The organism is Streptomyces sp. NPDC092369 (assembly GCF_044755245.1).
Classification (GTDB): Bacteria; Actinomycetota; Actinomycetes; order Streptomycetales; family Streptomycetaceae; genus Streptomyces.
In genome coordinates, this window is sequence record NZ_JBIVQP010000006.1 from 486,579 (window position 1) to 512,146 (window position 25,568).

26 protein-coding genes and 1 riboswitch are annotated in these 25,568 nt (G+C 71.0%); of the genes, 14 read left to right on the forward strand and 12 right to left on the reverse strand.

Annotated elements, in window-relative coordinates; genetic code table 11:
- Positions 1 to 335 precede the first annotated feature (335 nt).
- Both ACIQI8_RS34120 and thrC read right to left on the reverse strand, forming a co-directional pair.
- Positions 336 to 611: a MoaD/ThiS family protein gene (locus tag ACIQI8_RS34120; RefSeq protein WP_402359169.1), complete on the reverse strand. Its 276-nt coding sequence runs from the start codon at positions 609 to 611 to the stop codon at positions 336 to 338.
- The gene (gene thrC / locus ACIQI8_RS34125; RefSeq protein ID WP_402359172.1) at positions 608 to 1,897 is read right to left on the reverse strand and encodes a threonine synthase; all 1,290 of its coding nucleotides are present in this window, start codon (positions 1,895 to 1,897) and stop codon (positions 608 to 610) included. The genes ACIQI8_RS34120 and thrC overlap by 4 nt, the downstream gene beginning before the upstream one ends.
- A gap of 17 nt (positions 1,898 to 1,914) precedes the next feature.
- Positions 1,915 to 2,069, reverse strand: a riboswitch (SAM riboswitch).
- 170 nt (positions 2,070 to 2,239) lie between these two features.
- Here thrC and ACIQI8_RS34130 point away from each other — a divergent pair.
- On the forward strand, positions 2,240 to 3,184 hold the full coding sequence (locus ACIQI8_RS34130) for a glucosyl-3-phosphoglycerate synthase (protein WP_401715885.1): 945 nt from the start codon (positions 2,240 to 2,242) through the stop codon (positions 3,182 to 3,184).
- 117 nt (positions 3,185 to 3,301) lie between these two features.
- Positions 3,302 to 4,792, forward strand: coding sequence for a trehalose-6-phosphate synthase (locus ACIQI8_RS34135; protein WP_402359175.1), 1,491 nt, complete (start codon positions 3,302 to 3,304; stop codon positions 4,790 to 4,792).
- Here ACIQI8_RS34135 and otsB read toward each other — a convergent pair.
- From otsB to ACIQI8_RS34150, 3 genes are read right to left on the reverse strand one after another with little or no spacing between them, the layout of a single operon-like run.
- On the reverse strand, positions 4,780 to 5,649 hold the full coding sequence (otsB, locus tag ACIQI8_RS34140; protein WP_402359178.1) for a trehalose-phosphatase: 870 nt from the start codon (positions 5,647 to 5,649) through the stop codon (positions 4,780 to 4,782). The two genes, ACIQI8_RS34135 and otsB, sit on opposite strands and share 13 nt — an antisense overlap.
- 40 nt (positions 5,650 to 5,689) lie before the next feature.
- Positions 5,690 to 5,923 (reverse strand): DUF3263 domain-containing protein, encoded by a 234-nt coding sequence (locus ACIQI8_RS34145; protein WP_402359181.1) that lies wholly within the window; start codon positions 5,921 to 5,923, stop codon positions 5,690 to 5,692.
- A 57-nt stretch (positions 5,924 to 5,980) separates the two neighbouring features.
- Positions 5,981 to 7,198, reverse strand: coding sequence for an extracellular solute-binding protein (locus ACIQI8_RS34150; protein ID WP_402359735.1), 1,218 nt, complete (start codon positions 7,196 to 7,198; stop codon positions 5,981 to 5,983).
- 175 nt (positions 7,199 to 7,373) lie between these two features.
- On the opposite strand from ACIQI8_RS34150, the gene ACIQI8_RS34155 reads away from it, so the two are divergent.
- From ACIQI8_RS34155 to ACIQI8_RS34165, 3 genes are all read left to right on the forward strand, one after another.
- A complete protein-coding gene (locus ACIQI8_RS34155; RefSeq protein ID WP_402359184.1) occupies positions 7,374 to 8,318 on the forward strand; it encodes an ROK family protein in 945 nt (314 codons plus the stop codon).
- A 35-nt stretch (positions 8,319 to 8,353) separates the two neighbouring features.
- Positions 8,354 to 9,553 (forward strand): N-acetylglucosamine-6-phosphate deacetylase, encoded by a 1,200-nt coding sequence (nagA, locus tag ACIQI8_RS34160; protein WP_402359187.1) that lies wholly within the window; start codon positions 8,354 to 8,356, stop codon positions 9,551 to 9,553.
- Between the two features lie 88 nt (positions 9,554 to 9,641).
- Positions 9,642 to 10,571 carry a 1-phosphofructokinase family hexose kinase gene (locus ACIQI8_RS34165; protein WP_402359190.1) on the forward strand — a complete coding sequence of 310 codons (930 nt, stop codon included), beginning with the start codon at positions 9,642 to 9,644 and terminating at the stop codon, positions 10,569 to 10,571.
- A gap of 102 nt (positions 10,572 to 10,673) precedes the next feature.
- Here the strand turns inward: ACIQI8_RS34165 and ACIQI8_RS34170 are convergent, their stop codons facing one another.
- The gene (locus ACIQI8_RS34170) at positions 10,674 to 11,633 is read right to left on the reverse strand and encodes a carbohydrate-binding protein (protein ID WP_402359193.1); all 960 of its coding nucleotides are present in this window, start codon (positions 11,631 to 11,633) and stop codon (positions 10,674 to 10,676) included.
- 132 nt (positions 11,634 to 11,765) lie between these two features.
- A complete protein-coding gene (cdgB, locus tag ACIQI8_RS34175) occupies positions 11,766 to 13,463 on the reverse strand; it encodes a diguanylate cyclase CdgB (protein ID WP_402359198.1) in 1,698 nt (565 codons plus the stop codon).
- Positions 13,464 to 13,800: 337 nt separating this feature from the next.
- Between cdgB and ACIQI8_RS34180 the strand changes: the two genes are divergently transcribed.
- Together ACIQI8_RS34180 and ACIQI8_RS34185 are read left to right on the forward strand one after the other, a co-directional pair.
- Positions 13,801 to 14,385, forward strand: coding sequence for a flavin reductase family protein (locus ACIQI8_RS34180; protein ID WP_402359201.1), 585 nt, complete (start codon positions 13,801 to 13,803; stop codon positions 14,383 to 14,385).
- 71 nt (positions 14,386 to 14,456) lie between these two features.
- Complete coding sequence (locus tag ACIQI8_RS34185) at positions 14,457 to 14,933, forward strand: GNAT family N-acetyltransferase (protein WP_402359204.1); 477 nt, start codon at positions 14,457 to 14,459, stop codon at positions 14,931 to 14,933.
- Between the two features lie 12 nt (positions 14,934 to 14,945).
- Here ACIQI8_RS34185 and ACIQI8_RS34190 read toward each other — a convergent pair whose 3' ends face one another.
- Both ACIQI8_RS34190 and arfB read right to left on the reverse strand, forming a co-directional pair.
- Positions 14,946 to 15,803 carry a sigma-70 family RNA polymerase sigma factor gene (locus ACIQI8_RS34190; protein ID WP_402359207.1) on the reverse strand — a complete coding sequence of 286 codons (858 nt, stop codon included), beginning with the start codon at positions 15,801 to 15,803 and terminating at the stop codon, positions 14,946 to 14,948.
- Between the two features lie 156 nt (positions 15,804 to 15,959).
- Complete coding sequence (gene arfB, locus ACIQI8_RS34195) at positions 15,960 to 16,388, reverse strand: alternative ribosome rescue aminoacyl-tRNA hydrolase ArfB (protein WP_402359210.1); 429 nt, start codon at positions 16,386 to 16,388, stop codon at positions 15,960 to 15,962.
- A gap of 187 nt (positions 16,389 to 16,575) precedes the next feature.
- On the opposite strand from arfB, the gene ACIQI8_RS34200 reads away from it, so the two are divergent.
- Together ACIQI8_RS34200 and ACIQI8_RS34205 are read left to right on the forward strand one after the other, a co-directional pair.
- A complete protein-coding gene (locus ACIQI8_RS34200; protein ID WP_123996707.1) occupies positions 16,576 to 17,151 on the forward strand; it encodes a TerD family protein in 576 nt (191 codons plus the stop codon).
- Positions 17,152 to 17,370: 219 nt separating this feature from the next.
- Positions 17,371 to 17,925, forward strand: a complete 555-nt coding sequence (locus ACIQI8_RS34205; RefSeq protein WP_402359214.1) for a GNAT family N-acetyltransferase — start codon at positions 17,371 to 17,373, stop codon at positions 17,923 to 17,925.
- A gap of 3 nt (positions 17,926 to 17,928) precedes the next feature.
- On the opposite strand, the gene ACIQI8_RS34210 is transcribed toward ACIQI8_RS34205, so the two are convergent.
- Positions 17,929 to 19,350 carry a M1 family metallopeptidase gene (locus ACIQI8_RS34210; protein ID WP_402359217.1) on the reverse strand — a complete coding sequence of 474 codons (1,422 nt, stop codon included), beginning with the start codon at positions 19,348 to 19,350 and terminating at the stop codon, positions 17,929 to 17,931.
- A 53-nt stretch (positions 19,351 to 19,403) separates the two neighbouring features.
- Here ACIQI8_RS34210 and ACIQI8_RS34215 point away from each other — a divergent pair, with 53 nt between their 5' ends.
- Positions 19,404 to 19,904: a hypothetical protein gene (locus ACIQI8_RS34215; protein ID WP_402359220.1), complete on the forward strand. Its 501-nt coding sequence runs from the start codon at positions 19,404 to 19,406 to the stop codon at positions 19,902 to 19,904.
- 102 nt (positions 19,905 to 20,006) lie between these two features.
- Complete coding sequence (locus tag ACIQI8_RS34220) at positions 20,007 to 20,474, forward strand: SRPBCC family protein (RefSeq protein ID WP_402359223.1); 468 nt, start codon at positions 20,007 to 20,009, stop codon at positions 20,472 to 20,474.
- Between the two features lie 78 nt (positions 20,475 to 20,552).
- On the opposite strand, the gene ACIQI8_RS34225 is transcribed toward ACIQI8_RS34220, so the two are convergent.
- Positions 20,553 to 21,230, reverse strand: coding sequence for a pentapeptide repeat-containing protein (locus ACIQI8_RS34225; protein ID WP_402359226.1), 678 nt, complete (start codon positions 21,228 to 21,230; stop codon positions 20,553 to 20,555).
- Between the two features lie 162 nt (positions 21,231 to 21,392).
- Here ACIQI8_RS34225 and ACIQI8_RS34230 point away from each other — a divergent pair, with 162 nt between their 5' ends.
- The 3 genes from ACIQI8_RS34230 to ACIQI8_RS34240 all read left to right on the forward strand — a co-directional run bounded on the left by ACIQI8_RS34230 (position 21,393) and on the right by ACIQI8_RS34240 (position 25,174).
- Positions 21,393 to 22,562: an NAD(P)-binding protein gene (locus ACIQI8_RS34230; protein WP_402359229.1), complete on the forward strand. Its 1,170-nt coding sequence runs from the start codon at positions 21,393 to 21,395 to the stop codon at positions 22,560 to 22,562.
- Between the two features lie 72 nt (positions 22,563 to 22,634).
- Positions 22,635 to 23,615: a zinc-binding dehydrogenase gene (locus ACIQI8_RS34235; RefSeq protein ID WP_402359232.1), complete on the forward strand. Its 981-nt coding sequence runs from the start codon at positions 22,635 to 22,637 to the stop codon at positions 23,613 to 23,615.
- Positions 23,616 to 23,671: 56 nt separating this feature from the next.
- Entirely contained in the window at positions 23,672 to 25,174 is a 1,503-nt protein-coding gene (locus ACIQI8_RS34240) for an MFS transporter (protein ID WP_402359236.1), read from the forward strand.
- On the opposite strand, the gene ACIQI8_RS34245 is transcribed toward ACIQI8_RS34240, so the two are convergent.
- Positions 25,167 to 25,490 (reverse strand): hypothetical protein, encoded by a 324-nt coding sequence (locus tag ACIQI8_RS34245; RefSeq protein ID WP_402359239.1) that lies wholly within the window; start codon positions 25,488 to 25,490, stop codon positions 25,167 to 25,169. The two genes, ACIQI8_RS34240 and ACIQI8_RS34245, sit on opposite strands and share 8 nt — an antisense overlap.
- Positions 25,491 to 25,568: the final 78 nt, after the last annotated feature.

Genomic DNA, 25,568 nt, shown 5'->3' on the forward strand with positions numbered 1-25,568 from the left:
ATCCGTCCAACTGCCGTCTGCAACAGGTCAATCCGACGAGAATTCAGGGCACGACCGGTCGGGAATCTGCCGAGAATTCGTTAAAATTCAGGGCAAGTCGGGCTCCATAAAAGGCGCAAAACACACAAAAAACCTGCTTACTTTGGCTACTTCTTGTCGCCCGTGCAGCAGGTTTCCGGGGAGGCCGACCCGTGGATCGGCGGCGCGTTCCCCAACTGTACCTCGCTCAACCCCACTGAATTGCCCCCTCCGCTTCTCTCACGGAGGGGGCAATCGGATGAACTCTCGGTAATCGCTATTACCGACGGTAATTATCAGCCACGATCCGGCCGGGATCAGCCACCCGCGACGGCCGGGATGATCGAGACACCCGCACCGTCCGGGGTCACCGTCTCCAGCCCCTGCTCGAACCGCACGTCGTCGTCATTCACGTACACATTGACGAACCGCCGCAGCTTGCCCTGATCGTCCAGTACGCGCGCGGCGATACCGGTGTGGTTCTTCTCCAGATCGGCGATGACCTCGCCGAGGGTCGCGCCCTCGGCCGTCACCTCTGCCTCGCCACCCGTGTAGGGACGCAGGATGGTCGGGATACGGACGGAAACGCTCATGATGCGAGGCCTGCCTCTCGGAAGGAGTCGAGGTTCGGGCGGATGGTGGCGGTCAGACCGGTGCCGGCCACCGCGTCCAGGGTCTTCAGGCCGTCGCCGGTGTTCAGTACGACCGTGGTCCTGGTCGGGTCGAGCAGACCGTTCTCGATCAGCTTCTTCGCGACGCCGACCGTCACGCCACCGGCCGTCTCCGCGAAAATACCCTCGGTGCGGGCCAGCAGCTTGATCGCATCGACCACCTGCTCGTCGTTCACGTCCTCCACCGCACCGCCCGTGCGGCGCGCGATGTCGAGAACGTACGGTCCGTCCGCCGGGTTGCCGATGGCCAGCGACTTGGCGATGGTGTTCGGCTTCTGGGGGCGGACCACGTCGTGACCGGCCTTGTAGGCCACGGACACCGGCGAGCACCCCTCGGCCTGCGCGCCGAAGATCTTGTACGGCTTGTCCTCGACGAGGCCGAGCTTGATCAGCTCCTGCAGCCCCTTGTCGATCTTCGTGAGCTGCGAGCCGGAGGCGATCGGCACGACCAGCTGGTCGGGCAGCCGCCAGCCGAGCTGCTCGCAGATCTCGTAGGCCAGGGTCTTGGAACCCTCCGCGTAGTACGGCCGCAGGTTGACGTTGACGAAGCCCCAGCCCTCGCCGGCCGGGTCGCCGATCAGCTCGGAGCAGAAACGGTTCACGTCGTCGTAGTTGCCCTCGATGCCGACGAGCTCGCCGCCGTAGATCGCGGCCATGACGATCTTGCCCTGCTCCAGGTCGTGCGGGATGAACACGCACGAGCGGAAACCGGCGCGCGCGGCGGCGGCGCCGACCGCGCCGGCCAGGTTGCCGGTGGAGGAGCAGGAGAGGGTGGTGAAGTCGAAGGCGCGCGCCGCTTCGATGGCCTGCGCCACGACGCGGTCCTTGAAGGAGTGCGTCGGGTTGCCGGAGTCGTCCTTCACGAAGAGCTTGCCGGCGTCGACACCCAGCTCGCGCGCGAGGTTGTCGGCCTGGACGAGCTTGGTCCAGCCGGGGTTGATGTTCGGCTTGGTCGCCACGTCCGCGGGGACCGGCAGCAGCGGCGCGTAACGCCAGATGTTCGCGGGACCCGCTTCGATCCGCTTGCGGAGCTCCTCGGTTTCGTAGGCCGAGAAGTCGTACGCGATCTCGAGCGGGCCGAAACACTCCTCGCACGCGAAGACCGGTCCGAGCGGTACCCGGTGGCCGCACTCACGGCAGGAGAGCGCCGCGGCCGGGCCGAGGTCTACGGTGGAGTCGGTGGTGCTTGCAACAGTCTGCACAGCCATGGAGGCGAGGCCCTTTCTCCTCATCTTCCTCGCGACGCATCTCGTCGCGAGACGGATTTGGCACCTTCCCTAGCCGGGAGCCTCGCGGAACGATCAACACTGATCTACGAGACCGGCTGGAGGGTTGCCGGGGCTTCATCGGGCCGTATCCCTCTGCCCCTCTGGATGAGCGGTATGCGGTTGTATGAGCGATTGTGGGCGCCTCCGACCCCCGACATGCGATGGTCATCAGCGTTGTTCAAGACTGTAACCGAAGGCCAGGACAGTTGAGCTAGCCGTCCGAACCGCGAGATGGATCACAGAAGATCCAATCGCCGAGAGAACGCAGAGGAGCCGCGCACTGTGCTGAACGAAGTCGAGCGTTGGCTGAGCACCCGCTCCTGGTCCGTGACCGATCGCCCGCTCCACAAGATCCTGGCCGCGAAGCACCGCACGGGCCAGTCGGTCAGTGTCGTGCTGCCCGCGCTCAACGAGGAGGAGACCGTCGGCGACATCGTCGCCGTCATCCGTCACGACCTCATGCAGCAGGTCCCGCTCGTCGACGAGATCGTCGTCGTCGACTCGGGATCCACCGACCGCACGTCCGAGGTCGCCGCGGCGGCCGGGGCACGGGTCGTCCACCGCGACGACATACTGCCGCACATCCCGCCCGTGCCCGGCAAGGGCGAGGTGCTGTGGCGCTCGCTCCTGGTCACCACCGGGGACATCGTCTGCTTCATCGACGCCGACCTGAAGGAGTTCTCCTCGGACTTCGTCTCCGGCATCGTCGGCCCGCTGCTCACCGACCCCGGCGTCGACCTCGTCAAGGCGATGTACGACCGCCCGCTCGGCGGCGCCGCGGGCCAGGGCGGCCGGGTCACCGAGCTGATGGCCCGCCCGCTGCTGAACATGCACTGGCCCCAGCTGGCCGGCTTCGTGCAGCCGCTGGGCGGTGAGTACGCGGCCCGCCGCAGCCTGCTGGAACAGCTGCCGTTCCCGGTCGGGTACGGCGTCGAACTGGGCATGCTGGTCGACGCCCTGCACCTGGTGGGCCTCGACGCCCTGGCCCAGGTGGACGTCGGCGTGCGCAAGCACCGGCACCAGGACGGGCAGGCGCTGGGCCGGATGTCCGCCGCGATCTACCGCACCGCGCAGCTCCGGCTGGCCCGCGGGCACCTGATCCGCCCCTCGCTGACCCAGTTCGAGCGGGGCGCGGACGGTTTCGAGCCGCGTACGTACTCCGTGGACACGGAGGAGCGGCCGCCGATGGTGGAGATCGCGGAGTACGCGCAGCGCAAGGTCGCCTGACCCACGCCGCATATGGGCCGCAACCGCGCGTACTGCGAGAATCACGGCCCGTATACGGCACCCACGTGGGGGCGTCCGCACGTTTGAGCGTTTCCGGGCCGGGCTAGGTTGTGGCGTATGGCTTCCACGGCTTCCACGCAGGGCGCTGCCCAGGTATTGGTCGCGTCCAACCGCGGCCCGGTCTCCTACGACGTCCGGGAGGACGGCTCGCTCGCCGCCCGGCGCGGTGGCGGCGGGCTGGTCTCCGGACTGTCCGCGATCGGGCCGGACGCGGGCGCGCTGTGGGTGTGCTCGGCGCTGTCCGACGGCGACCGCGAGGCCGTGCGGCGCGGGGTCGGCGAGGACGGCGTGCGGATGCTGGACATCCCGGCCGACGTGCACGCGGACGCCTACAACGGCATCGCCAACTCGGTGCTGTGGTTCGTGCACCACATGCTGTACCAGACGCCGCTGGAGCCGGTCTTCGACGCGGAGTTCCGGCGTCAGTGGGCGTCGTACGAGACGTACAACCGCGCGTTCGCCGAGGCGCTGGCCGAAGAGGCGGCCGAGGGTGCGGCGGTGCTGGTGCAGGACTACCACCTGTGTCTGGTGCCCGGGATGCTGCGCGAACTCCGCCCCGATCTGCGCATCGGGCACTTCTCGCACACGCCGTGGGCGCCGGTGGACTACTTCCGGATGCTGCCCGACGACATCCGGGCGCGGCTGATGGAGGGGATGCTCGGGGCGGACCGGGTGGCGTTCCTGACCTGGCGCTGGGCGACGGCGTTCCAGAACTGTGCGGGCGAGGTCGACACCGATCGCTGGCTCTCCACGTGGCCCTCGGGCGCCCCGCGGGCCATCGAGCACGTGGGGAAGGACGGGACCTCCCACCAGGAGCGGATCACCCGCCGGACGCTCATCGGTGTCCACAGCCTCGGTGCGGACGCCGAGTTCCTGCACGCCCGCTCGCACGAGGCGGACGTCGAGGAGCGGATGGGGGCCCTGCGCGAGGAGATCGGCGCGGGCCGGAAGACGGTGGTCCGGGTGGACCGGACCGAGCTGTCGAAGAACATCGTGCGCGGGCTGCTGGCGTACCGGCAGCTGCTCGACGACCGCCCCGAGTGGCGGGAGCGGGTCGTGCACGTGGCCTTCGCCTACCCCTCGCGGCAGGACCTCGCCGTGTACCGGGACTACACCGCCGAGGTGCAGCGGGTCGCGGACGAGATCAACTCCCTCTACGGGACGCCGGGTTGGACCCCGGTGGTCCTCCATGTGAAGGACGACTTCGCCCGCTCCCTGGCCGCGTACCGCCTCGCGGACGTGGCCCTCGTCAACCCGATCCGGGACGGCATGAACCTCGTCGCCAAGGAGGTGCCGGTCGTCTCCGACGAGGGGTGCGCGCTGGTGCTGTCCCGAGAGGCGGGGGCGTTCCAGGAGCTGGGCAAGGACGCGATCGTCGTCAACCCGTACGACGTCATCGGGACGGCGCGTGCGCTGCACGAGGCGTTGTCGATGCCGGTGGAGGAACGGGCCGAGCGGACGAAGAGGCTGGCGGCGGCGGCGACCGCGCTGCCGCCGGCGCAGTGGTTCCTGGAGCAGTTGGAGGCGCTGCGGGATCAGGCGAGCTGAGCCGCCAGCGCCCGCAGCAGTCGTACGACCCCTTCTGGGCCGTCCACGACCAGGTCCGCGCGCTCTCGGAGTTCCGTCACCTCGTCGCTGCCGCTGCACACCAGGAGGCCGGGGACGCCGTCGGAGCGGAGTTTGTCGACGGCGGCGAAGGCGGGGAGGTCGCCCAGGTCGTCGCCGGCGAAGAGGACGGCCTCGGCGGAGAGTCGGCGGACGTGGTCGAGGAGGGCGACGCCCTTGTCCATGCCCGGGGGCCGCAACTCCAGGACCAGGCGGCCTGGTTCGACGACGAGGCCGTGGCGGGTGGCGAGGTCGGTGAGGGGCTCGCGCAGGGCCTCGAAGGCGGCCTGGGGGTCGGCGGCACGGCGGGTGTGGACGGCGACCGCGCGGCCCTTCTCCTCGATCCAGGTGCCCTGCCAGGCGCCGATGCCGTCGAGGAACCCGGGCAGCTCGGCGCGGACGGCGGCCACGCCGGGGTGCGCGGCGGGGGCGGTGACCTCGCCGGTGGCCGCGTCCCAGCGCTCGGCGCCGTAGTGGCCGAGGACGACCAGGTGCTCCAGGCCCGGCACGCCCGCGAAGCCGCCGTGCCGGACCGCGACGCCGGCCGGGCGGCCGGTGATCACGGCGACGGAGGCGATCCGCGGCGCGAGCGCGGCCAGCGCGGGCACCGCGTCGGGGTGGGCGCGGGCCTGTTCGGGGTCCGGCACGATCGGGGCGAGGGTGCCGTCGAAGTCGAGGCCGACGACCGTCCGGGCCGGCCGCCGCAGGATCGCCGCGAGTCCGTCGCGGCCGGCCTGCGTGGCCGGGGTCGGCAGGGGTTCCATGAAGTGCGTCGAGTCCGTGTCCGCGGGGATGCCCATACGGTGACCCTAACCGGGCGGGGCCGCACGCACTCATGGCTCAGCGCTCCGACCGGCGCCGGTCCCTGACCCTTCTCAGCCTGTTCACCGTGACCGGGTCGTGGGCGAGGGCCCGCTCGTCGTCCAGAAGGGCGTTGAGCAGCTGGTAGTAGCGGACCGGGGCCAGGCCCAGCTCCTCGCGTATCGCCCGCTCCTTGGCGCCGGGGCCGGTGAACCCCCGGCGCTCCAGGGCGAGGACGGCCCGCTCACGCTCCCCCAGCTGCTCGTGCTCCATGGCCCCAACGGTAGGCCCCGCCACTGACAACGCAGGCCCTACCCCGGTCCCGCCCGGTCACTGCTTGCCGTCCTCCTTGGCCGCCGTCGACTCCAGCCGGCCCAGGACCGTCGAGGGGCTGGCGCCGGGGGCGACGGCCTTGCCTATGTCCTTCTTGACGGCCGCGCTGACCGTGGACCAGGAGGTCTTGCCGACCGGGTAGAGCTCGGACTGCGGCAGCTCCTGGAGGAACGGCTTGAGGTCGGTGTCCTGGTCGGCCGTGGCCATCACCTGGGAGGCGGAGTTGGTGACCGGCAGCAGGTCGTACTCGCGGGAGAAGGCCAGCACGTTCTTCTCGCTGTAGACGAAGTCGAGGAAGTCGCCGACCTGTTCGGCGTGGCCGCCCTGCTTGAAGGCGGTCATCCAGTCGGCCACGCCCATGGAGTACTTGGTCTGTCCGTTCACCCCGGGCATCGGCACCATGCCGAACTTCACGCCCTTCTTCTCGGCGATCTTCATCAGCGAGGGGTGGCCGTTGAGCATGCCGACGTCACCGTCCGCGAAGGCCGAGAAGGCGGCGGCCCGGTTGAGCTCGCCGGGCGCGACGGGACCGGTCAGGCCCTTGTCGACGAGGTCGTCCTTGAGCCAGGTGAAGGTGTCGATGTTCTCGGCGGAGTCGAGGGCGTAGCTGCCGAAGCTGTCGGTGTAGCCGCCCCCGCCGCTGAGCACCCACTGCATGGTCTCGGCCTGCGCCTCCTCGGGCCCGAGCGGGAGGGCGTACGGGTAGGTCACGCCCCGCTCCTTGAGGGCCGCCGCGTCGGCCGCGAGCTGGGCCCAGGTCTTCGGCGCGGTGAGGCCGGCCTCCTTGAAGAGGGTCTTGTTGTAGAAGAGCAGCCGCGTGGAGGCGGCGAACGGCATGCCGTACTGCACGTCCTTGACCTGCCCCGCGGTCGCGAACTGCGCGGCGAAGTCGGCCTGGGTGCGGATGGAGAGCAGATCGTCGGCCTGGTAGAGCAGACCGGCGTCCGCGTAGTCGGCGTACGCGCCGATCTGCGCCATGTCGGGCGCCTTGCCGGCGTCGGCCATCTCCTTGACCTTGCGGTCGACGTCGTTCCAGGAGTAGACGCTGACCTCGATCTTCACGTCGGAGTGGTCGCGCTCGTACTCCTCGACCAGGCGGTCCCAGTACTTCCGCGAACTGTTGGCGGTCGAGTCGCCGTACTCCGCGGCGACCAGTCTCAGGGTGACGTCCCCGGAGTCTCCCGTGAGGCCACAGCCGGCGAGTACCGCCGTCATGCCCAGCGCGGAGCCCACCGCGATCGTCCCTGTCCTGCGCCCCTGGCGCTCTTGCCGCCGCTGCACCGCTGTTGCTCCCACCCTGCTGTCTCGCCGTTCAATAAAAGGACCCAATAGGTCTACACCACGTAAGTGGACTAGACCTCTCATGGGTCGGGGCGTCACACTGTCCCCTGTGAGACATGTCATCGCCCTCGACGTGGGCGGCACCGGGATGAAGGCCGCCCTGGTCGGCGCGGACGGCGCACTGCTCCACCAGGCCCGCCGGGCGACCGGGCGCGAGCGCGGTCCCGACGCGGTCGTCGAGGGCATCCTCGACTTCGCCGCCGACCTGCGCGCGTACGGCGCCGAGCACCTGGGCGAACCCGCCGCCGCGGCCGGTCTCGCCGTCCCCGGCATAGTCGACGAGCCGGCCGGCATCGCCGCCTACTCCGCCAACCTCGGCTGGCGGGACGTACCCCTGCGCGACCTGCTGGCCGCGCGGCTCGGCGGGGTCCCGGTCGCCCTCGGCCACGACGTGCGCACCGGCGGGCTCGCCGAGGGCCGGATCGGCGCCGGCCAGGGCGCCGACCGCTTCCTCTTCGTCCCCCTCGGCACCGGCATCGCGGGCGCCATCGGCATCGCGGGCCGCGTCGAGGCGGGCGCCCACGGATTCGCCGGCGAGATCGGCCACATCGTCGTACGCCCCGGCGGCACCCCCTGCCCGTGCGGCCAGATCGGCTGCCTGGAGCGGTACGCGTCGGCGGCGGCGGTCAGCGAGGCGTGGGCGGCGGTCACCGGGGACGGGGAGGCGGATGCGGCGGACTGCGCGAAGGCGGTCGAGTCCGGGGACCCGAACGCCGTACGCGTCTGGCAGAACGCCATCGACGCCCTCGCCGACGGCCTGGTCACCGCCCTCACCCTGCTGGACCCGCGCACGCTGATCATCGGTGGCGGGTTGGCGGAGGCGGGGGAAACGCTGTTCACACCGTTGCGGGACGCCGTCCGGCGGCGGGTCACCTTCCAGAAGACGCCGGCCATCGTGCCGGCAGCCCTCGGAGACACCGCCGGATGTCTCGGTGCCGGGCTCCTGGCCTGGGATCTCCTACACACCACTGACCGTACGGAGGTAACGCCCTGATGGCATCCGACCCAGGGACTCGGGACAGCGTCGATATGCGACTCCGTCGCGGGGCGCGACCAGCCACCCTCGACGCGAGGCCCGCGTCCGGCAATGCGCCGCAGATCCTGTCCGGCGCCGACGTGGTCCTCCCCACCGGAACGGTCAAAGCCGGCCGAGTGATCATCGACGGCACCCGGATCGCCGGAGCCGCCCCGGAGAACGCCCAGGTCATCGACGTCACCGGCCACTGGCTGGTCCCGGGATTCGTCGACATCCACAACCACGGCGGCGGCGGCGCCAGTTTCACCTCCGGCACAGTGGACGACGTCCTCAAGGGCATCCACACCCACCGCCTGCACGGCACGACGACCCTGGTCGCCTCCACCGTCACAGGCGACATGGACTTCCTCGCCCAACGCGCCGGAATCCTCTCGGAGTTGGCCGAGCAGGGCGATATCGCCGGGATCCACTTCGAGGGCCCGTTCATCTCCCCCTGCCGCAAGGGCGCCCACTCCGAGGAACTCCTGCGCGACCCGGACCCGGCGGACGTGCGCAAGCTGGTCGACGCGGCGCGCGGCCGGGCAAGGATGGTCACGCTCGCCACCGAACTGCCCGGCGGACTCGACTCCGTACGCCTGCTCGCCGAACACGGCGTCATCGCGGCGATCGGCCACACGGACGCGACGTACGAGCAGACGGTGGAGGCGATCGACGCGGGCGCGACCGTGGCCACGCACCTGTTCAACGCGATGCCGCCGCTCGGTCACCGCGACCCGGGTCCGATCGTCGCGCTCCTCGAAGACCCCCGTATCACCGTCGAGTTGATCAACGACGGCACACATCTCCACCCGGCCTCACTGGAGTTGGCGTTCCATCACGCGGGCGCGGACCGGGTGGCGTTCATCACGGACGCCATGGACGCGGCGGGCTTCGGCGACGGCCGTTACATGCTCGGCCCGTTGGAGGTCGAAGTCAGCGAGGGTGTGGCGCGGCTGGTGGAGGGCGGTTCGATCGCGGGGTCGACGCTCACGCTGGACCGCGCGTTCAAGCGGGCGGTGACGATCGACCGGCTGCCCGTCGAGGACGCGGTCGCCGCGCTCTCCGCCAACCCGGCCCGGCTGCTGGGGGCTTACGGCGAGATCGGCTCCCTGGAGCCCGGCAAGTACGCCGACCTGGTCCTTCTCGACCGTCATTTCGACCTCAAGGGCGTCATGCGGCGCGGCGAATGGGTGGTCGATCCCCAACTGGGCTGATCTGTCCCGCTGTTGAGGTGGCGGCCGTCCTGGAACACTGGGGCGGCCGCTGTCCAATATGCGCCTCACCGGGGGGAGGTCGGCCCAGGTGATCCTGACGGTCACGCTGAACACCGCACTCGACATCACGTACCACGTACCGGTTCTGCGCCCGCACGCCTCCCACCGGGTCACCGAGGTGACCGAACGGCCGGGCGGCAAGGGCGTGAACGTGGCCCGCGTGCTGGCGGCCCTCGGCCACGAGGTGACGGTCACGGGCTTCACGGGCGGCGCGACCGGACGGGTCGTGCAGGAGCACCTCACGGCCACCGCGGGAATCGTGGACGCGCTCGTGCCGGTGACCGGAGCGACCCGGCGCACGATCGCCGTGGTGGACCGGCAGACCGGCGACACCACCCAGCTCAACGAGCCCGGCCCGACGGTCACTTCGGCCGAGTGGTCGGCCTTCCAGGAGGCCTACGAGGATCTGCTCGCCTCGGCGTCGGCGGTGGCGCTGTGCGGCAGCCTGCCACCGGGAGTCCCGGTGGGGGCGTACGCCGGACTGGTGCGGACCGCGCGGGCGGCCGGAGTCCCGGTCCTCCTCGACACGAGCGGGGAGGCGCTGCGTCGCGGGGTCGCCGCCCGCCCCGACATCGTCAAGCCGAACGCCGAGGAACTGGCCGAACTCACCGGCTCCCACGAGCCGTTGCGCGCCACGCAGGACGCCCGCAGACGGGGCGCCGGAACCGTCGTCGCCTCACTCGGCCCCCAGGGCCTGCTTGCGGCCACCCCGGAGGGCCGCTGGCGAGCCACCCCACCGGCCCGGGTCCACGGCAACCCGACCGGCGCCGGCGACTCGGCGGTCGCGGGCCTGCTGTCGGGCCTGGTCGACCAACTCCCCTGGCCGGACCGCCTGACCCGAGCGATAGCGCTGTCGGCGGCGACCGTACTGGCGCCGGTGGCGGGGGAGTTCGACCGGGCGGCCTACGAGAAGTTGCTGGGGCGGGTGGCGGTGACCTCGGATGTCACCGCGGCGTAGGCGCGCCGCCGGAAGGGCCGCGACATGCCGTCGCTCGCCTGCGGCACCGTCGTGGCTGGTCGCACAGTTCCCCGCGCCCCTTCAGGGCGCTGGGCACCACGGTCAGTTCTTGACCTGGCCCGCCTTCAGCGACAGCTGGTCCAGCAGGACGTTGCACTTGTCGCCGTCCTGGCAGGAGATCGAGATCGTGTTCGTGCCCTTGTTCAGGCTCGGCCAGGCGTAGGTCTTCGTCCAGCCCTTCGAGAAGTCGCCGTCCTTGGCGTGCGCGAAGTTGCCGAAGTTGAACTTGGAGCCGAAGGTCTTGCCGTTGACGGTGAGCGTCATCTCCTGGTCCTCGTCGGCGGTGCTGTAGGTCGCGAAGACCGTGTACACGCCGTCCTCGGGGATGCCGTTGACCGTCCAGGTGACCGAGGCGCCGGGCTGGTTGAGGCCCGTGACGTAGACCCCGCCGTCGGAGCTCGCGCCCTTGACGTCCGAGGCCGTCGAGACGCCGGTGCCGAGGTTCAGCGCCTTCGCGTCGATGGTCGGCAGGGCCGCGGGCGACGCGTTGCTGTCGGCCGACTTGCTGGGCTCGGTGCTGGCGGACGTGGAGGGCGCGACGCTGGAGCTGCCGCCCGCCTTGTCGTCCGAGGAGTCGCCGTTCAGCATCGCGATGCCGATGCCGATGACGACCGCGGCGACCACCGCGATCGCGCCGATCAGCAGGCCCTTGGTGTTGGGACCGCGGCCCCGGCCGCCGCCGCCGTCACTGCGGAAGGACTGCTGCGGGCTGGTGGGGGCGCCGCCCGGGAAGGTCTCCGGTGCCGCGTAGTGCGAGTTCGGCTGGTTGTAGGTGCCCGGCTGCTGCGGGACCTGGGCGTACGGGGCGGTCGCGGCGGCCGGGGCCTGCTGCTGGCCGCCGTACTGCCGCTGACCGACGGCCCGCTGCCGGTTGACCGAGTTCGGGTAGCCGTAGCCACCGCCGGAGGGCGGTTGGGCTCCCTTGGCCTGTCCGTCGGCGTAGAGGTAGCCGAACGGGTCGTCGTCCTCGGGCGTACTGGCGCCGTTGTTGCCGGACGTCATCCCTAGGTACTCCTCAGCGGTGCGGGTCGGATGCGATACGTGGAGTCAGAATGGCGAGCCTACCCGCTCCCGATGACCCAAACGGGTGACTCGGATCGCATCGACCGGCGGACCTGGCCCCTGACCTGGAGATCATCCGGCCCGTCTGTGCTGTTTGGGACGAGATCGTTTCTCTACGTACATCCGCTCGTCAGCGGACTTCAACACCTCGTCCGCGGTCATCCCGCAGTGCGCCCACCCGATGCCGAAGCTGGCGCCCACGCGCATGGCGCGGCCGTCGACGCGGATGGGCTGGATGATCTCGTTGCGCAGCCGTACGGCCAGGTCCTGGGCGTCGGCGCGGCCGAGGCCGTCGGCGAGGACGACGAACTCGTCACCGCCGAGGCGGGCCACGGTGTCCCCGTCGCGCACGCCCCGCGACAGCCGCCGGGCGACCTCGATGAGAACCGCGTCACCCGAGTTGTGCCCGAACCGGTCGTTGATCGACTTGAAGCCGTCGAGGTCGCAGAAGAGGACCGCGAGCCCCTTGCTGCCGTCGTCGCGCTCGCCCTCGGGGGCGACGGTGTGCACATGGTGGTCGAATCCGTCGAGCCCGCCGAAGCTGTCCAGTGCGCCGGAGCCGCCGATGACTTCGAGGCCGCCACCGGGCCGGTAGTCGAACCCGTGGCCGTTGGCGTCGTAGGCCTGGTGTCCGTAAGCCGCCGCGTCCAGGGTCTCCAGGGCACCGGGCGTCGTGGCGCGCTGACAGAGGCGGCTGGAGAGGCGGGAGCGCAGCTCGGCCGAGTTCGGCAGGCCGGTGAGGGAGTCGTGGGAGGCGCGGTGGGCGAGCTGCAGCTCGCGGCGCTTGCGCTCCTCTATCTCCTCGACGTGGGTGAGCAGGAAGCGCGGCCCGTCGGCGGCGTCCGCGACGACCGAGTTGCGCAGGCTGACCCAGACGTAGGTGCCGTCGCGGCGGCCGAGTCTCAGCTCGGCGCGGCCACCCTCGGCGGAGGTTCTCAGCAGCGTGCCGATGTCCTCGGGGTGGACCAGGTCGGAGAAGGCGTAGCGGCGCATCGCGGAGGCGGGGCGGCCGAGGAGGCGGCACAGGGCGTCGTTGGTGCGCAGTATTCGGCCGTGCTGGTCGCCGCCCATCTCGGCGATGGCCATGCCCGAGGGGGCGTACTCGAAGGCCTGCCGGAAGCTCTCCTCGCTGGCCCGAAGCGCCTGCTGCTCCCTTTCGAGCCTGACCAGGGCGCGCTGCATATTGGCGCGAAGTCGCGCGTTGCTGATCGCTATCGCGGCCTGAAACGCGTACATCTGAAGCGCTTCGCGACCCCAGGCGCCCGGCCGCCGGCCGTTGCGCGGGCGGTCCACGGAGAGCACGCCGATCAGTTCACCGCACGCGCCGCCGTTCACGCCCGGCGTGAACAAGGGCGCGAAGAGCCGGTCGGAGGGGTGCCACTCGTCCTCGAAGCGGGGCGCGGGCCCGTCCGTGTACCACTGCGGTACGTCGTCGTCGTCGAGGATCCAGCCCTCGGTGTGCGGGATGAAGACCAGGTCGCCCCAGTGCTCACCCATACCGAGCCGGCGATCCCAGGAGTCGCGCGAGCCGACGCGGCCGGTGATCAGCGCCTCGGCCGCGGGATTGCCCGCGAAGGCGGCGACCACCAGGTCGCCGTCGGGGCGGACCAGGTTGACGCACGCGAGCTCGTAGCCGAGGCCGTTGACGACGCCGTCGGCCACGGTCTGGAGTGTGTCGGCCAGGCTGCGCGCGGTGTTCATGTCCGCCATGACCTGGTGCAGTTGTCGCAGGGACGCGAGGCGGACGTAGGGCTCCGACTCGGTTTCCATGATCGCCCTCCCCCCGAGTCCTCGGCGCGAATCAAGGGTGCTCATCGGCGTATCGTTCTGGCAGCTTTCCCCGCCACTGAATCACAGCGCGCTGCCCACTCGGTACACAGGGTCAACAATTAGTACCCCTTGTGACTCAAGTCACAGCTAAACATGAACAATTGTGTGGAGTTTCTGCGTTTTCGCTGTGCGTTCGCTGAACGCAATCTTTGTACGTATGCGAGGGCCTCTGCCACTCATCCGCCGCTGGTCCGTCATCGGTCCGTCATTGGTCCTAGGACCTACCTCGGACCGCGGCCCGATGCCGGCGCGCAGGGAGGACATTAGCGTTCCGTACGTGCCGAACACTCCCGCCGCCACCTCCCCGCCGCTCCCCCTGCCCGTCGCCCGGCATCCTGAGGGCGTGAGCAATGACGAGTTCCGCGCCGCCATGTCCCGGCTGACCGCGGGCGTGGTGCTGGTGACCGCACAGGAGCCCTCGCTGGACCCCGACGACCCGTCGGCGCCGCCCGGCGAGGACGTCGGCATGACGGCCACCGCGTTCCTCTCGGTGTCCCTGGACCCGCCCCTGGTCCTGGTCAGCGTGCGCGAGGGCTCCCGCATGGACGACCTGCTCGCCGAGCAGCCGCTGTGGGCGGTCTCGGTCCTGTCCGAGAGCCAGCGCCACATCGCCGGCCGGTTCGCCATGAAGGGCCGCATCAGCGACCGCCTGCTCTTCGAGGACATCCCCTACGTCCGCGGCAAGGCCACCGGCGCGCCCCTGGTGGGCGGCGCCCTGGCCACCCTGGAATGCAGCACGGAACAACGGATCACCTCCGGCGACCACACCCTGGTGATCGGCCACGTCCTGACGGCGTCCGTGCCGAGCGCGGACGGGGGCCCGCTGGCGTACTTCCGGGGCCGGTACCGGCAGTTGGGCTGAGCCTCGCGCGGGAGCCATGGGCGGGTGAAATTCCGTGGCACGCGCGCGTGGTGCCCGCCTAGGGTGCGCGCATGGCGACGACGGCACCATGGCTGCACCTCGAAGAGATCACCCCGCGCACCTTCGAGGCCGCGACCGGCATCCGGGTCCGCCCGGAGCAGGAGTTCGCCGTCTCGCCGGTCATGCAGTCGCTCGCCGAGGCGTACGTCCATCCCGCCGGGGTCGCCTGGCCGCGGCTGATCGTCGACGGCGAGCGTCCGGTCGGCTTCCTCATGGCCTTCTTCGACATCGACTGGCACACCGACGGCAGCCTCTTCCGCTCCGGCCTGTGGCGCCTGAACATCGCCGCCGACGAACAGGGCCGCGGATACGGCCGGTTCGCGGTGGAGTCCGTCGCCGCCGAGATCCGCCGCCGGGGCGGCAAGGAGCTGTACGTCACCTGGCACCCCGGCGAGCACGGCCCCGAGAACTTCTACCTCCGCCTCGGCTTCCGCCCCAACGGGGAGCTCTCCGAGGGCGAGACGGTGGGCGTGCTGGACCTCGGTTAGTGGGGTTACGGGCTAGCGGAGCCTGACGTCGAGGCGGGCGACCAGGTCGGGGGCGGTCACGATGTCGATCACGGCGATCCGGTCGCGTACGAAGGTGAAGGTCAGCGCGCGTTCCACGCGGTCGTCGACGAACGCGGCGATGCCCGGCAGACCGTCGACCAGCGCCGGTCGCGTCACGCGCGCGTGGCGTCCGTAGGCCGTCGCGCCCTTGGCCACCGCCGCCGCGCCCGAGGTGACGCCGGTGTCGGCGCGGGCGATGACGTCCGGGTCCAGCAGTTCGACAAGGGCCGCGAAGTCGCCGTCCCGCGTGGCCGCCAGGAACGCGTCCACGACCTGCCACTGCCGGGCCTGGCGGTCCCGTTCCGCGCCGGGCGCCTCGGCGCCCCGCACCCGGCGCCGAGCCCGGCTGGCCAGCTGCCGCGCGGCCACCGGGGAGCGCCCCACGATGGTCCCCACCTCCTCGTAGGACACCCCGAACAGGTCGTGCAGCACGAACGCGAGCCGCTCGGGCGGGGACAGCGTCTCCAGTACGACGAGCAGCGCGACCCCCACCGAGTCGGCGAGCAGCGTGTCCTGCTCGGGATCGGCGCCGGCCGCCGCCGGCACGCGCGCGTGGGCCTCCAACGGCTCCTCCGCGCGGGACCTGCGCGAGCGCAGTATGTCCAGGCAGACCCTGCCGACCACGGTCGTCAGCCAGCCCCCGAGGTTCTCCACCTGCCGGGTGTCGGTACGCCCGAGCCGGAACCACGCCTCCTGCACCGCGTCGTCGGCCTCCGCCAGCGAGCCGAGCATGCGGTGGGCGACGGCACGGAGGTGACTTCGGTGTGATTCGAATCGCAGGGCGAGGAATTCTGTTTCGTTCGCGTCCATGGCCACAGCCCCTTGCCCGTCGTCCGGTATCCGCCGTCGACGACATGACGGAGGACGGAGGGGTGATGTGACGGGCGGCGCCTGCACAGGGGTGGGCCGGGGCCAAGGGTCGGGGGGTGTGCCGGGGCCAAGGATCGGGGGGGTGTGCCGGGGCCGTCAGCCCCAGCCCTTCCCCTGTCGCCCGCGCTTGGTGTCGGAGCGCTGCTTCTTCTCGCGCAGCCGGCGTTCGTTGATCCCGCGCGGGATACGGGTCGCCCGGCGCGGCTTGGGCGGTGGCGCGGTGGCCTCGGCGAGCAGCGCGGCCAGCCGTACGGCGGCGGTCTCGCGGTTGCGCCACTGGGACCGGTGCTCGGAGGAACGGACGCTGATCACCCCGTCGACGAGCCGCCCGGCCAGCCGCTCCAGCGCGCGCGCCTTCCACACCTCGGGCAGCGACTCGGTCTTGGCCAGGTCGAAGCGGAGCTCCACCTGGGAGTCGCTGGTGTTGACGTGCTGCCCGCCGGGCCCGGAGGAGCGCGAGAAACGCCAGATGAGCTCGGCCTCGGGGAGCGAGACGGAGCCGCGGATGGCATAGGGACCGGACATGACTCCATGGTCGCGGGTCTGTCCGGTCCACGTCACCCCGTTTTCACGGGCGGGCCGCCGAACGGTTGGTAAAAAAGGTAAAGGGGTGCGGAACCTTGGGGACCCCCCGCGGCGTTCATACGGGTGACGGTAGCTTCGTCCCCAGTGCGAAGCCCGTACGACGTAACGAGGGAAGGGACTCCCAACAATGGCTGTAAGCCTGTCCAAGGGTGGCAACGTCTCGCTCACCAAGGAGGCCCCGGGCCTGACGGCCGTCACCGTGGGCCTCGGCTGGGACGTCCGCACCACCACCGGCACGGACTTCGACCTCGACGCCTCGGCGATCGCGGTCAACCCGCAGGGCAAGGTCTACTCGGACGGTCACTTCGTCTTCTTCAACAACAAGCAGACCCCGGACCAGACCATCGTCCACACCGGCGACAACCGCACGGGTGAGGGCGAGGGCGACGACGAGGCGATCAACGTCAACCTGGCGGGCCTCCCGGCCGACGTCGAGAAGATCGTCTTCCCGGTCTCCATCTACGACGCCGAGAACCGCTCGCAGAACTTCGGCCAGGTCCGCAACGCCTACATCCGCATCGTCAACCAGGCGGGCGGCGCCGAGATCGCCCGCTACGACCTCTCGGAGGACGCGGCCACGGAGACGGCGATGGTCTTCGGCGAGCTGTACCGCAACGGCGCCGAGTGGAAGTTCCGCGCGGTCGGCCAGGGCTACGCCTCGGGCCTGGTGGGCATCGCGCAGGACTTCGGCGTGAGCGTCTGATCGTCCGACGCCCTTCGCCGCCGCTCAGCTGCGCAGGCTTTGAGCTGAGCTGAACTGGAGCCCCCTGGTCGCCTTTCGGACCGGGGGCTCCGGCGTTCGCGAAGACGCCGATGGCAGGGGCTTCGAGCCGAGTTACGGGGTGCCGAAGCCTTTGATCACTGCCCGGAAGCGTTCGGCCTCGGCCCGGTCGCGCGGGAATTCTCCCGATAAGTTGCCCCCATGCAGCTCACCCCCCTCGCCCTCACCCCCGACCACGACATCCCCGCCCCTCTCCTCACCGAGCTCGCCGCCCTCTACGCCTCCAACCGGGAGTTCCACGCACTCAGCGGCGACTTCCCGAACCCGGACGACATCCGGCCCGAGCAGGTCGCGGTCGCGTTGGCCGACGAGTTGGCGAATCCGGACGTGGAGGTGCTGCTGGCGCGGAGTGCGGGGCGGCTGGTCGGGGTTGCGATCACGCTCGACCGGCATCCCGACCCGGCCGATCCCGATCCGTGGATCGGGCTGCTGCTCATCGACGCCGGGGCCCAAGGGAAGGGGTACGGGCGGCAGTTGGCCGGGCTCGTCGAGGACCGTTTCCGGGCGGCCGGGCGGACCGCCGTGCGGCTGGCCGTGCTTGATGCCAATCCCGATGGGCTCGCCTTCTGGAAAGCACTCGGCTACACGGTGATCGGTCATCGGGCCGACCTCCAACTCGCCCGTCCCTGCTCGGTGTTGCGTAAGCAGTGGGGTGAGGACTCGGGTGAGGAACCGGGTGGCGAAGGGCCGGCGTGAGCCTCAGGCGTGGTCCGGCTTGCCGTCGCCGTACAGCCAGTCCTTCCAGATGCCGGTGAAGTCCTTGTCCGGCGCCCGCTTCTCCACGTACGCCGTGAAGTCGGCCGTGTCCGCGTTGCCGTGGCGGTGGGTGGCCGCCCAGCCCTGGACGATGTCGTAGAAGGTGTCGTCGCCCACGGCTCGGCGGATCTTGTGGAGGACCATCGCGCCGCGCAGATAGACGGGGGTGTCGGAGATGCGGCCGGGGGCGCTCGGGCGCGCGGGCGGGAAGGCCCAGAGGTCCTCGTAGTCGTCCTCGCCGTGCGCATAGAGGGAGGTGAAGGTCCGGTCCGCCGTGTCGCCGTCGTGGTCCTCGTCCCACAGCCATTCCGCATACGTAGCGAAGCCCTCGTTGAGCCACATGTCGCGCCAGGTCTTCGGGGTGACGGAGTCGCCGTACCACTGGTGGGCCAGTTCGTGGACGAGGGTGGCGGTGTCGGGGGCGCCGGGGAAGACGGGTCGGTTCTGGGTCTCCAGGGCGTACTCGGCGTCGTCCGGGCGATCGACGATCGCGCCGGTGGAGGAGAAGGGGTACGGACCGAAGGTGTAGCGCGCCCAGTCCATGATCTCGGGGAGCCGGGCCAGTACCTTGCGGCTCGCCGCCGTCTGGGCCGGGTCCACGGCCACGTACACCGGCAGGCCGTCGGACGTCGTCGAGCGGCTGACGGTGTAGTGCCCCACCGCGATCGTGGCCACGTAGCTCGCCATGGGTTCGGCGGTGTGCCAGGTGAAGGTCGTGCGGTGTCCGGTGGTCCTCTCGTCCGTCAACTCGCCGTTGGACACTGCCCGCAGGCCCTTCGGGACCGTCACCGCGATGTCGTACGTCGCCTTGTCGGAGGGATGGTGGTTGCCGGGGAACCACGTCATGGAGCCGATCGGCTCGCCGAGGGCGAGTGCGCCGTCGGCCGTAGGGAGCCAGCCCTCCTTGGAGCCGTCGGGGTCGGTGATCGTCTGCGGGGTGCCGTGGTAGCGGACGGTGGTGCGGAAGGTCTCGCCCTTTTCGAGGTCGCCCCGGGGGCGGACGGTGAGTTCCTGACCTGCGCGGTTCCAGCGGGCGGCCCTGCCCTCGACGCTGACGTCCGTCACGTCCAGGCCCCTGAGGTCGAGGTCGAAGGCCGAGAGGGCGTGGGTGGCGCGGGCGGTGACGGTCGCCGTACCGGTGAGGCGACCGCCCCGCTGATCGCCGTCGTTCGGGTCGTACGCGAGTGTCAGGTCGTAGTGCGTGACGTCGTAGCCGCCGTTGCCCGCCTTGGGGAAGTACGGGTCCCGCAGGCCGGAGCCGCCCGGTGTGCCCTTGACCCCGCCGTCGCACCCGGCGAGACCGCACCCGGTCAGGAGGACGGCGAGCAGCAGGGCGGCCGGGGCGATGGGGACGGATCGGGGCACGTCAGTGATCCTAGGCGGCCGAGGGACCGGCACGGCGTGACACCATCGCCTACGTGCTCGACATCGGCTACGCCCTCTCCAACCGCTTCCCCGACCCGCCCCAGACGGACTACCGCCGCGTGGACGTCCGGACGCTGCGGCACGACCTGTTCTGCGGGGACGTCTATCTCGCCGACACCAAGGCCGACCGGGAACTGTCCACAGCCTGGGGATGGGTACCGGTGCTCGACTTCGCGTGGGCGTTGTGCGACATCGTGGAACAGCTGGACAAGGACCCGGCGGGATCGCGCGCCGCGCGGCCGCAGCGCGCGGAGCTGGACTTCACGGAGACCACCGACCGCATGCTCTTCGAGCGGCGGTTCGGGTGGGTGGACGTCGAGTCGGACTGGATGCCGGCCGACGAGCCACCGCTGTCCTTCTCCCACAGCGAACTGCGGCGCGAGGCGCGGGACTTCCTCCAGGACCTGATCGCCGACCTGGTGGACATGCACGAGGATCTCGGCGAGAACCCGGCGATCTGGGCCCTGCAGGCCAGGTTTCCCCGGGTGAACTGACGCACGAGGGGCACCGTCGGGGTACCGCCGATAAGCTGAACACGCTCGGGTACCAGTGCGCTCTCCGCAGGAGCTTCCGCGATACGCAGCACAGGAGGAACCGTGGCCGGCCAGTTCGAGGCGACAACAGAGATCAACCGCCCCATCGAAGACGTCTTCGCCTTCCTCGCCGAGGGCACGAACGACCCCAAGTTCAGCCCGCGGGTCCAGTCGATCGCCAAGACCCCGGAAGGACCGACGGCCGTGGGCACGGTCTTCACCAGTACGGTCAAGGACGCCGGCATGAAGTCGGGCCGGACGTTCCGGATCACCGAGTTCGAGGCACCCCACCGGATCCGCTGGGCGGAGACCTCGAAGAACTCGGTGACGGCGGACGAGGGCGGCTACGACCTGGAGTCCATCGGTCCCGACACGACCCGCGTGCGGATCTTCAACGTCCTCGAAGGCCATGGCATCGGCAAACTGCTGGTGGGCTTCGCGGCGGCCGCCGCCCGCAAGGACGGACCCGCGTTCGGACAGCGGATCAAGGCGGCGGTGGAGGCGGAGACCAAGCCGTCCCAGGGGGCCTGAGGCTCCTGGGGGTCCCGAGATTCCCAGGAGTTCCGGGGCTCCTGGGGGCCTCCTCCTCGCCTCGCCCTCGCTTCCCCCTCACCCCTCCACCCGGATCCCCAGCTCCCCCGCCAACACCACCGCCAGATCCACCAGTTGGGCCGGGCTGATCACCGAGCCGGTCAGTCGGTCCACGCCCCGGGCGATGTCCAGTTCCGCCGCGCCTCTGAGGTCCACGTCCTTCAGGACCGCGCCCGTCAGGTCCGCCTGTCTCAGGGCGCAGTCCACGAACTCCACGCGCTCCAGGCGGGCGCCGCCGAAGTCGGGTTCGACCAGGACGCAGGACTCGAAGACGACGTCCTTGAGCTTCGCCGTGCGCAGGTTCAGATAGTCGATCTTGCCGCCGCGGATCACCACCCGCTCCAGTACGGCGCCGTGCAACTGCGTGCCGCCCAGGCGGGCGTCGATCAGCTCGACGTCACGGAAGGTGGACTCGGCCAGGTCGGTGCCGACTCCCCGCAGGCCGGTCAGGACGGAGTCCAGGACGCGCGCGTGACGCAGTCTCGTCTCGTCCAGCGCGCACGCCGTCAGCGCGCAGTCCATGAAGCGGGCGCCCCCGCCGTCCTGCCCGGCGAGGTCCAACTCCCGCAGTTCCAGCCCGTCGTAGTCCCCGTCCGGCGCCAACTCCCCCTCGCCGAAGGGCTCCAGCACCGGAAGCCGGATCTCCGGGCGGCGCGCCGCCTTCACCGCCGTAGCACTCGTCGCTTTCCTTGCCATGGGCCCATCCTGCACCCCGCCACCGACAATCCCCGCTGATCAACCACCGGCCAGGATCTGAGCAGCCCAAACGCCCTCCCATGTCACATTTCCGGGCCCCGATCCGTCGTACAGGGAGAAAGGCCGCACGGACCGGGGCCACCGACCGAGGGAGTTCCACCCATGCACCGCATCACCGTCATCGGCGGCGGATTCGCCGGACTGACCGCTGCCGTCACCGCTGCCGAGGCGGGCGCCAAGGTGACCGTGTACGAAGCCCATCACACCCTCGGCGGGCGGGCGCGGACCGCCGAGGGGCCGTATCTGACGAACGACGGACCGCACGCGCTCTACAGCGGCGGCCCGCACTGGACCTGGCTCAGGCAGCGGAATCTGATCGGTCCGCTCGCGCCGGTGCCGCCGTTGGAGGCGGCCCGCATGCGGCTGCGGCACCAGGGCGTGCTGCGCCGGACCCCGCCCTTCGCGATGCTCAAGCTGCTGCGGCCCGGTGTCCAACAGGCGCCTGTGGACGTCGACTTCCGCACCTGGGCCACCGGAATCGCCGGTGAGGAGGGGGCTCGGGCCGCCGCCCACTACTCCGCCGTGGCGCTCTTCCATCACGATCCCGGCGCGCTGTCCGCCGCGTTCGTGCAGGAGCGGTTGCGGCGGGCGACCCGGTTGCCGCCGGAGGCGCACTCTCCGCGGGGCGGCTGGGCCGCTGTCATCGACCGGATGGCCGCGCGGGCCTGGAATCTGGGCGTGCGGATGGAGACGCTGGCGCGCGTCGACACCCTGCCGGCCGATGGGCCGGTCGTCGTCGCCACCTCGCTCGACGCGGCCCGGCGGCTGCTCGGGGACGCCTCCCTGACCTGGCCGAGCGGCCGTACCGCACTGGTCGACCTCGCCCTGCGGACCCGGCGCGGGGACGCCTTCGCGGTGTCCGACCTGGACTCGCCCGGCTGGATCGAGCGGTTCACCGCGCGGGACCGGTCCCTCGCGCCGGCCGGCGAGCAGCTCCTCCAGGGTCAGATCCCGATCGCCCCGCACGAACGCCGGGCCGACGGAGTCGCCCGCGCCGAAGAGCTCCTCGACCTCGGCTTCGAGGGCTGGCGCGAGCGCGTGACCTGGCGGCGCGAGGCCACCGCCAACGGTCGTACGGGGGCCGTGGACCTGCCCGGCACCAGCTGGCGGGACCGGCCGGCCGTCGACCGGGGCGACGGCGTCTATCTCGCGGGCGACCAGGTCGCGGTGCCCGGTGTGCTGTCCGAGGTCTCCTTCAACAGCGCCCTCACCGCCGTCTCGCTCGCCCTCGGCGCGCGCGGCCGTGCCGCCCTTGACCTCAAGCAAGCCTGAGGTTGGAGGGTGGGGGCTCAGGAACCGGTGGCCCCGCCGACAGGGGCCTCGCGAACGACTGGGGGAACCATCATGCACGCCATCCGACTGCACGCCTTCGGCCCGGCCGAGAACCTCACCTACGAGGAGGTCGCCGATCCGCTGCCGGGCCCCGGCCAGGTCCGTATCGCCGTGAAGGCCGCCGGAGTGCACCTGCTGGACACCGCCCTGCGCGAGGGCGACCAGGGGCCACTGCCCCGGCCGACCGCGCTGCCCACCATCCCCGGCCGTGAGGTCGCCGGGGTCGTCGAGTCCCTCGGCGAGGGGGTCGCCGGGCTGTGGCTCGGCCTGCGGGTGGTGGCTCATCTCGGCTTCGCCCCGGGAGGGTACGCCGAGCTCGCCGTCACCGATGTCGACCGCGTGCACGAGATCCCGGCGAACCTCGGCTACGGCGAGGCCGTCGCCATGATCGGGACGGGGCGTACGGCGATGGGGATCCTGCAGTTCGTCGAGCTGGGCGGCGACTCCGTGGTCGTCGTTCCGGCCGCCGCCGGTGGGATCGGGACCCTGCTCGTGCAGTACGCCAAGCACGCCGGTGCCGTCGTCGTGGGGCTGGCCGGCGGGGCCGGGAAGGTCGCGCGCGTGCAGGCGGGCGGCGCCGATCTCGCCGTCGACTACACGGATCCGGGGTGGGCGGAGAAGGTGCGCGCCTTCCTCGACGGGCGGCCCGCCACCGTCGTCTTCGACGGGGTGGGCGGGGCCGTGGCGCGCGAGGCCGTGGGACTCCTTGGGCCGGGCGGCAAGCACCTCGTCTTCGGCTGGTCCGCCGAAGGCATCCGGGGCGGCGGACCCTACCTCGTGGAGGGCGTCTCCGAACAGGTCCTGGGCCCCGTGATGATGCGGCGGGCCGGCGGCCCCGACCCCGTACGCACCCTCGAACTGCGTGCCCTCGCCGAAGCGGCCGAGGGCCGGCTGAACCCCGCCGTGCAGCGGTTCCCGCTCGCCGAGGCGGCCACCGCGCACCGCGCGCTCCAGACGCGCGCGACGACCGGAAAGGTGGTACTGGAGCCATGACCCGTACGTCCGCACCCGAAGATGCGACCGGCCCCCGTTCATGGTCTTCTGGCCAGATGAGTGGCACCCGGACAGGTGAGACCGGCCCGCCCGTGGACGCCGATCCCCGCCGCTGGTGGGGCTTGGTGATCATCGCGCTGGCGCAGCTGATGGTGGTGCTCGACGCGACCATCGTGAACATCGCGCTCCCGTCCGCCCAGACCGATCTGCACATGTCCGACGGCAACCGGCAGTGGGTCATCACCGCCTACACGCTGGCCTTCGGCGGGCTCCTCCTGCTCGGCGGCCGGATCGCCGACCTGATGGGCCGCAAACGGACGTTCATCTTCGGGCTCATCGGCTTCGCCGCCGCCTCCGCGCTGGGCGGCGCGGCCACCAGCTCGGGCATGCTCTTCGGCGCCCGCGCGCTGCAGGGCGTCTTCGCCGCCGTCCTCGCGCCCTCCGCGCTCTCCCTGCTGACGACGACCTTCACCGACCCCAAGGAACGCGGCAAGGCCTTCGGCATCTACGGAGCGCTGGCCGGCAGCGGCTCGGCGATCGGGTTCATCGTCGGCGGGCTGCTCACCGAGTACCTGGACTGGCGCTGGTGCCTGTACGTGAACGTGCCGATCGCCGTCGTCGCGGTCTTCGGCGCCTTCGCGCTGCTGCACGACCGGCCCGGACACACCGGCGTCCGGCTCGACGTGCCCGGTGTGCTGCTGGGCTGCGGCGGTCTGGTCGCGATCGTCTACGGGTTCAGCGAGGCCGAACCCCGGGGCTGGAGCGACCCGTTGGTGCTGGGCCTGATCTTCGGCGGGGTGGCGCTCCTGGTCACGTTCGTGTGGTGGCAGACGCGGGCGCCGTCGCCCCTGCTGCCGCTGCACATCGTCAGGGACCGCAACCGCGCCGGCTGCTTCCTGACCATGGGCCTCGCGGTCATCGGCATGTTCGGGCTGTTCCTGTTCATGACCTACTACCTCCAGGTCATCCTCGGCTACTCGCCCGTGAAGACCGGCCTGGCCTTCCTGCCACTGACCGTCGCCATCATCATCGGCTCCACGCAGATCTCGGCCCGGCTGCTGCCCCGCGTCGCGCCGCGCGCCCTGATGGTCCCCGGCATGGTCCTGTCCGCCGGCGGCATGCTGATCCTCACCCGGATGACGGTCGAGTCCGACTACCCCACCGAGATCCTGCCCGCACTGATCCTGATGGGCCTGGGCATGGGCCTCACCTTCATGCCGGTGTTCTCCACGGCCACCGCCGGTGTCGCCCCGCAGGACGCGGGCGTGACCTCGGCGACCGTCAACACCGCGCAGCAGGTGGGCGGTTCGATCGGTACGGCGCTGCTCAACACCATCGCCACCACCAGCGGCACGACCTACATCGCCGCCCACCTCCACAACCCCGCCCAGCGCGCCCTGGTCACCAGGGAGGGCATCGTGCACGGCTACACGGTCGCCATCTGGTGTGCCGTCGGCATCATGCTCCTCGCCGGTCTGATCGCGGGCCTGATGGTCACGGCCAAGCCGCCCAAGCAGGGGGCGCCCACCGAAGCGCCCGTGCCCGAGTCGGTCAACTAGCCGCCACCTTCGTCGCCTTGCTCACCGCCGAGCCGTCCTGGTGGCCGGTGCGGTGAGCGACGACCTTCACGGTGATCCTCTTGCCCTTCTGGGCCGCCTTGAGCACCAGCGAGGCCTTGCTGACGCTCCACGTGCCGGGCGCGACACCGGTCGCGGAGACCGAGTCGGTCCTGGCGGTGAGGGTCGTGCCGTTCTGGTACAGCCGGACCGTGGCGGTGGCGGGGAGCGCGGTGCCGTTCACGGCGAGCGTGGCCTTGGCACCGGTGATGTCCTTGATCTCCGCGGCGAAGCGGTCGTATCCGGCCGTCGGCAGCACCGCGCACGCCGGGTCGGTGGCGCTCGCGGTGGCCGCTCCCGTCAGTGAGAGCAGCCCGGCTAGCAGCGCGACCAGGGC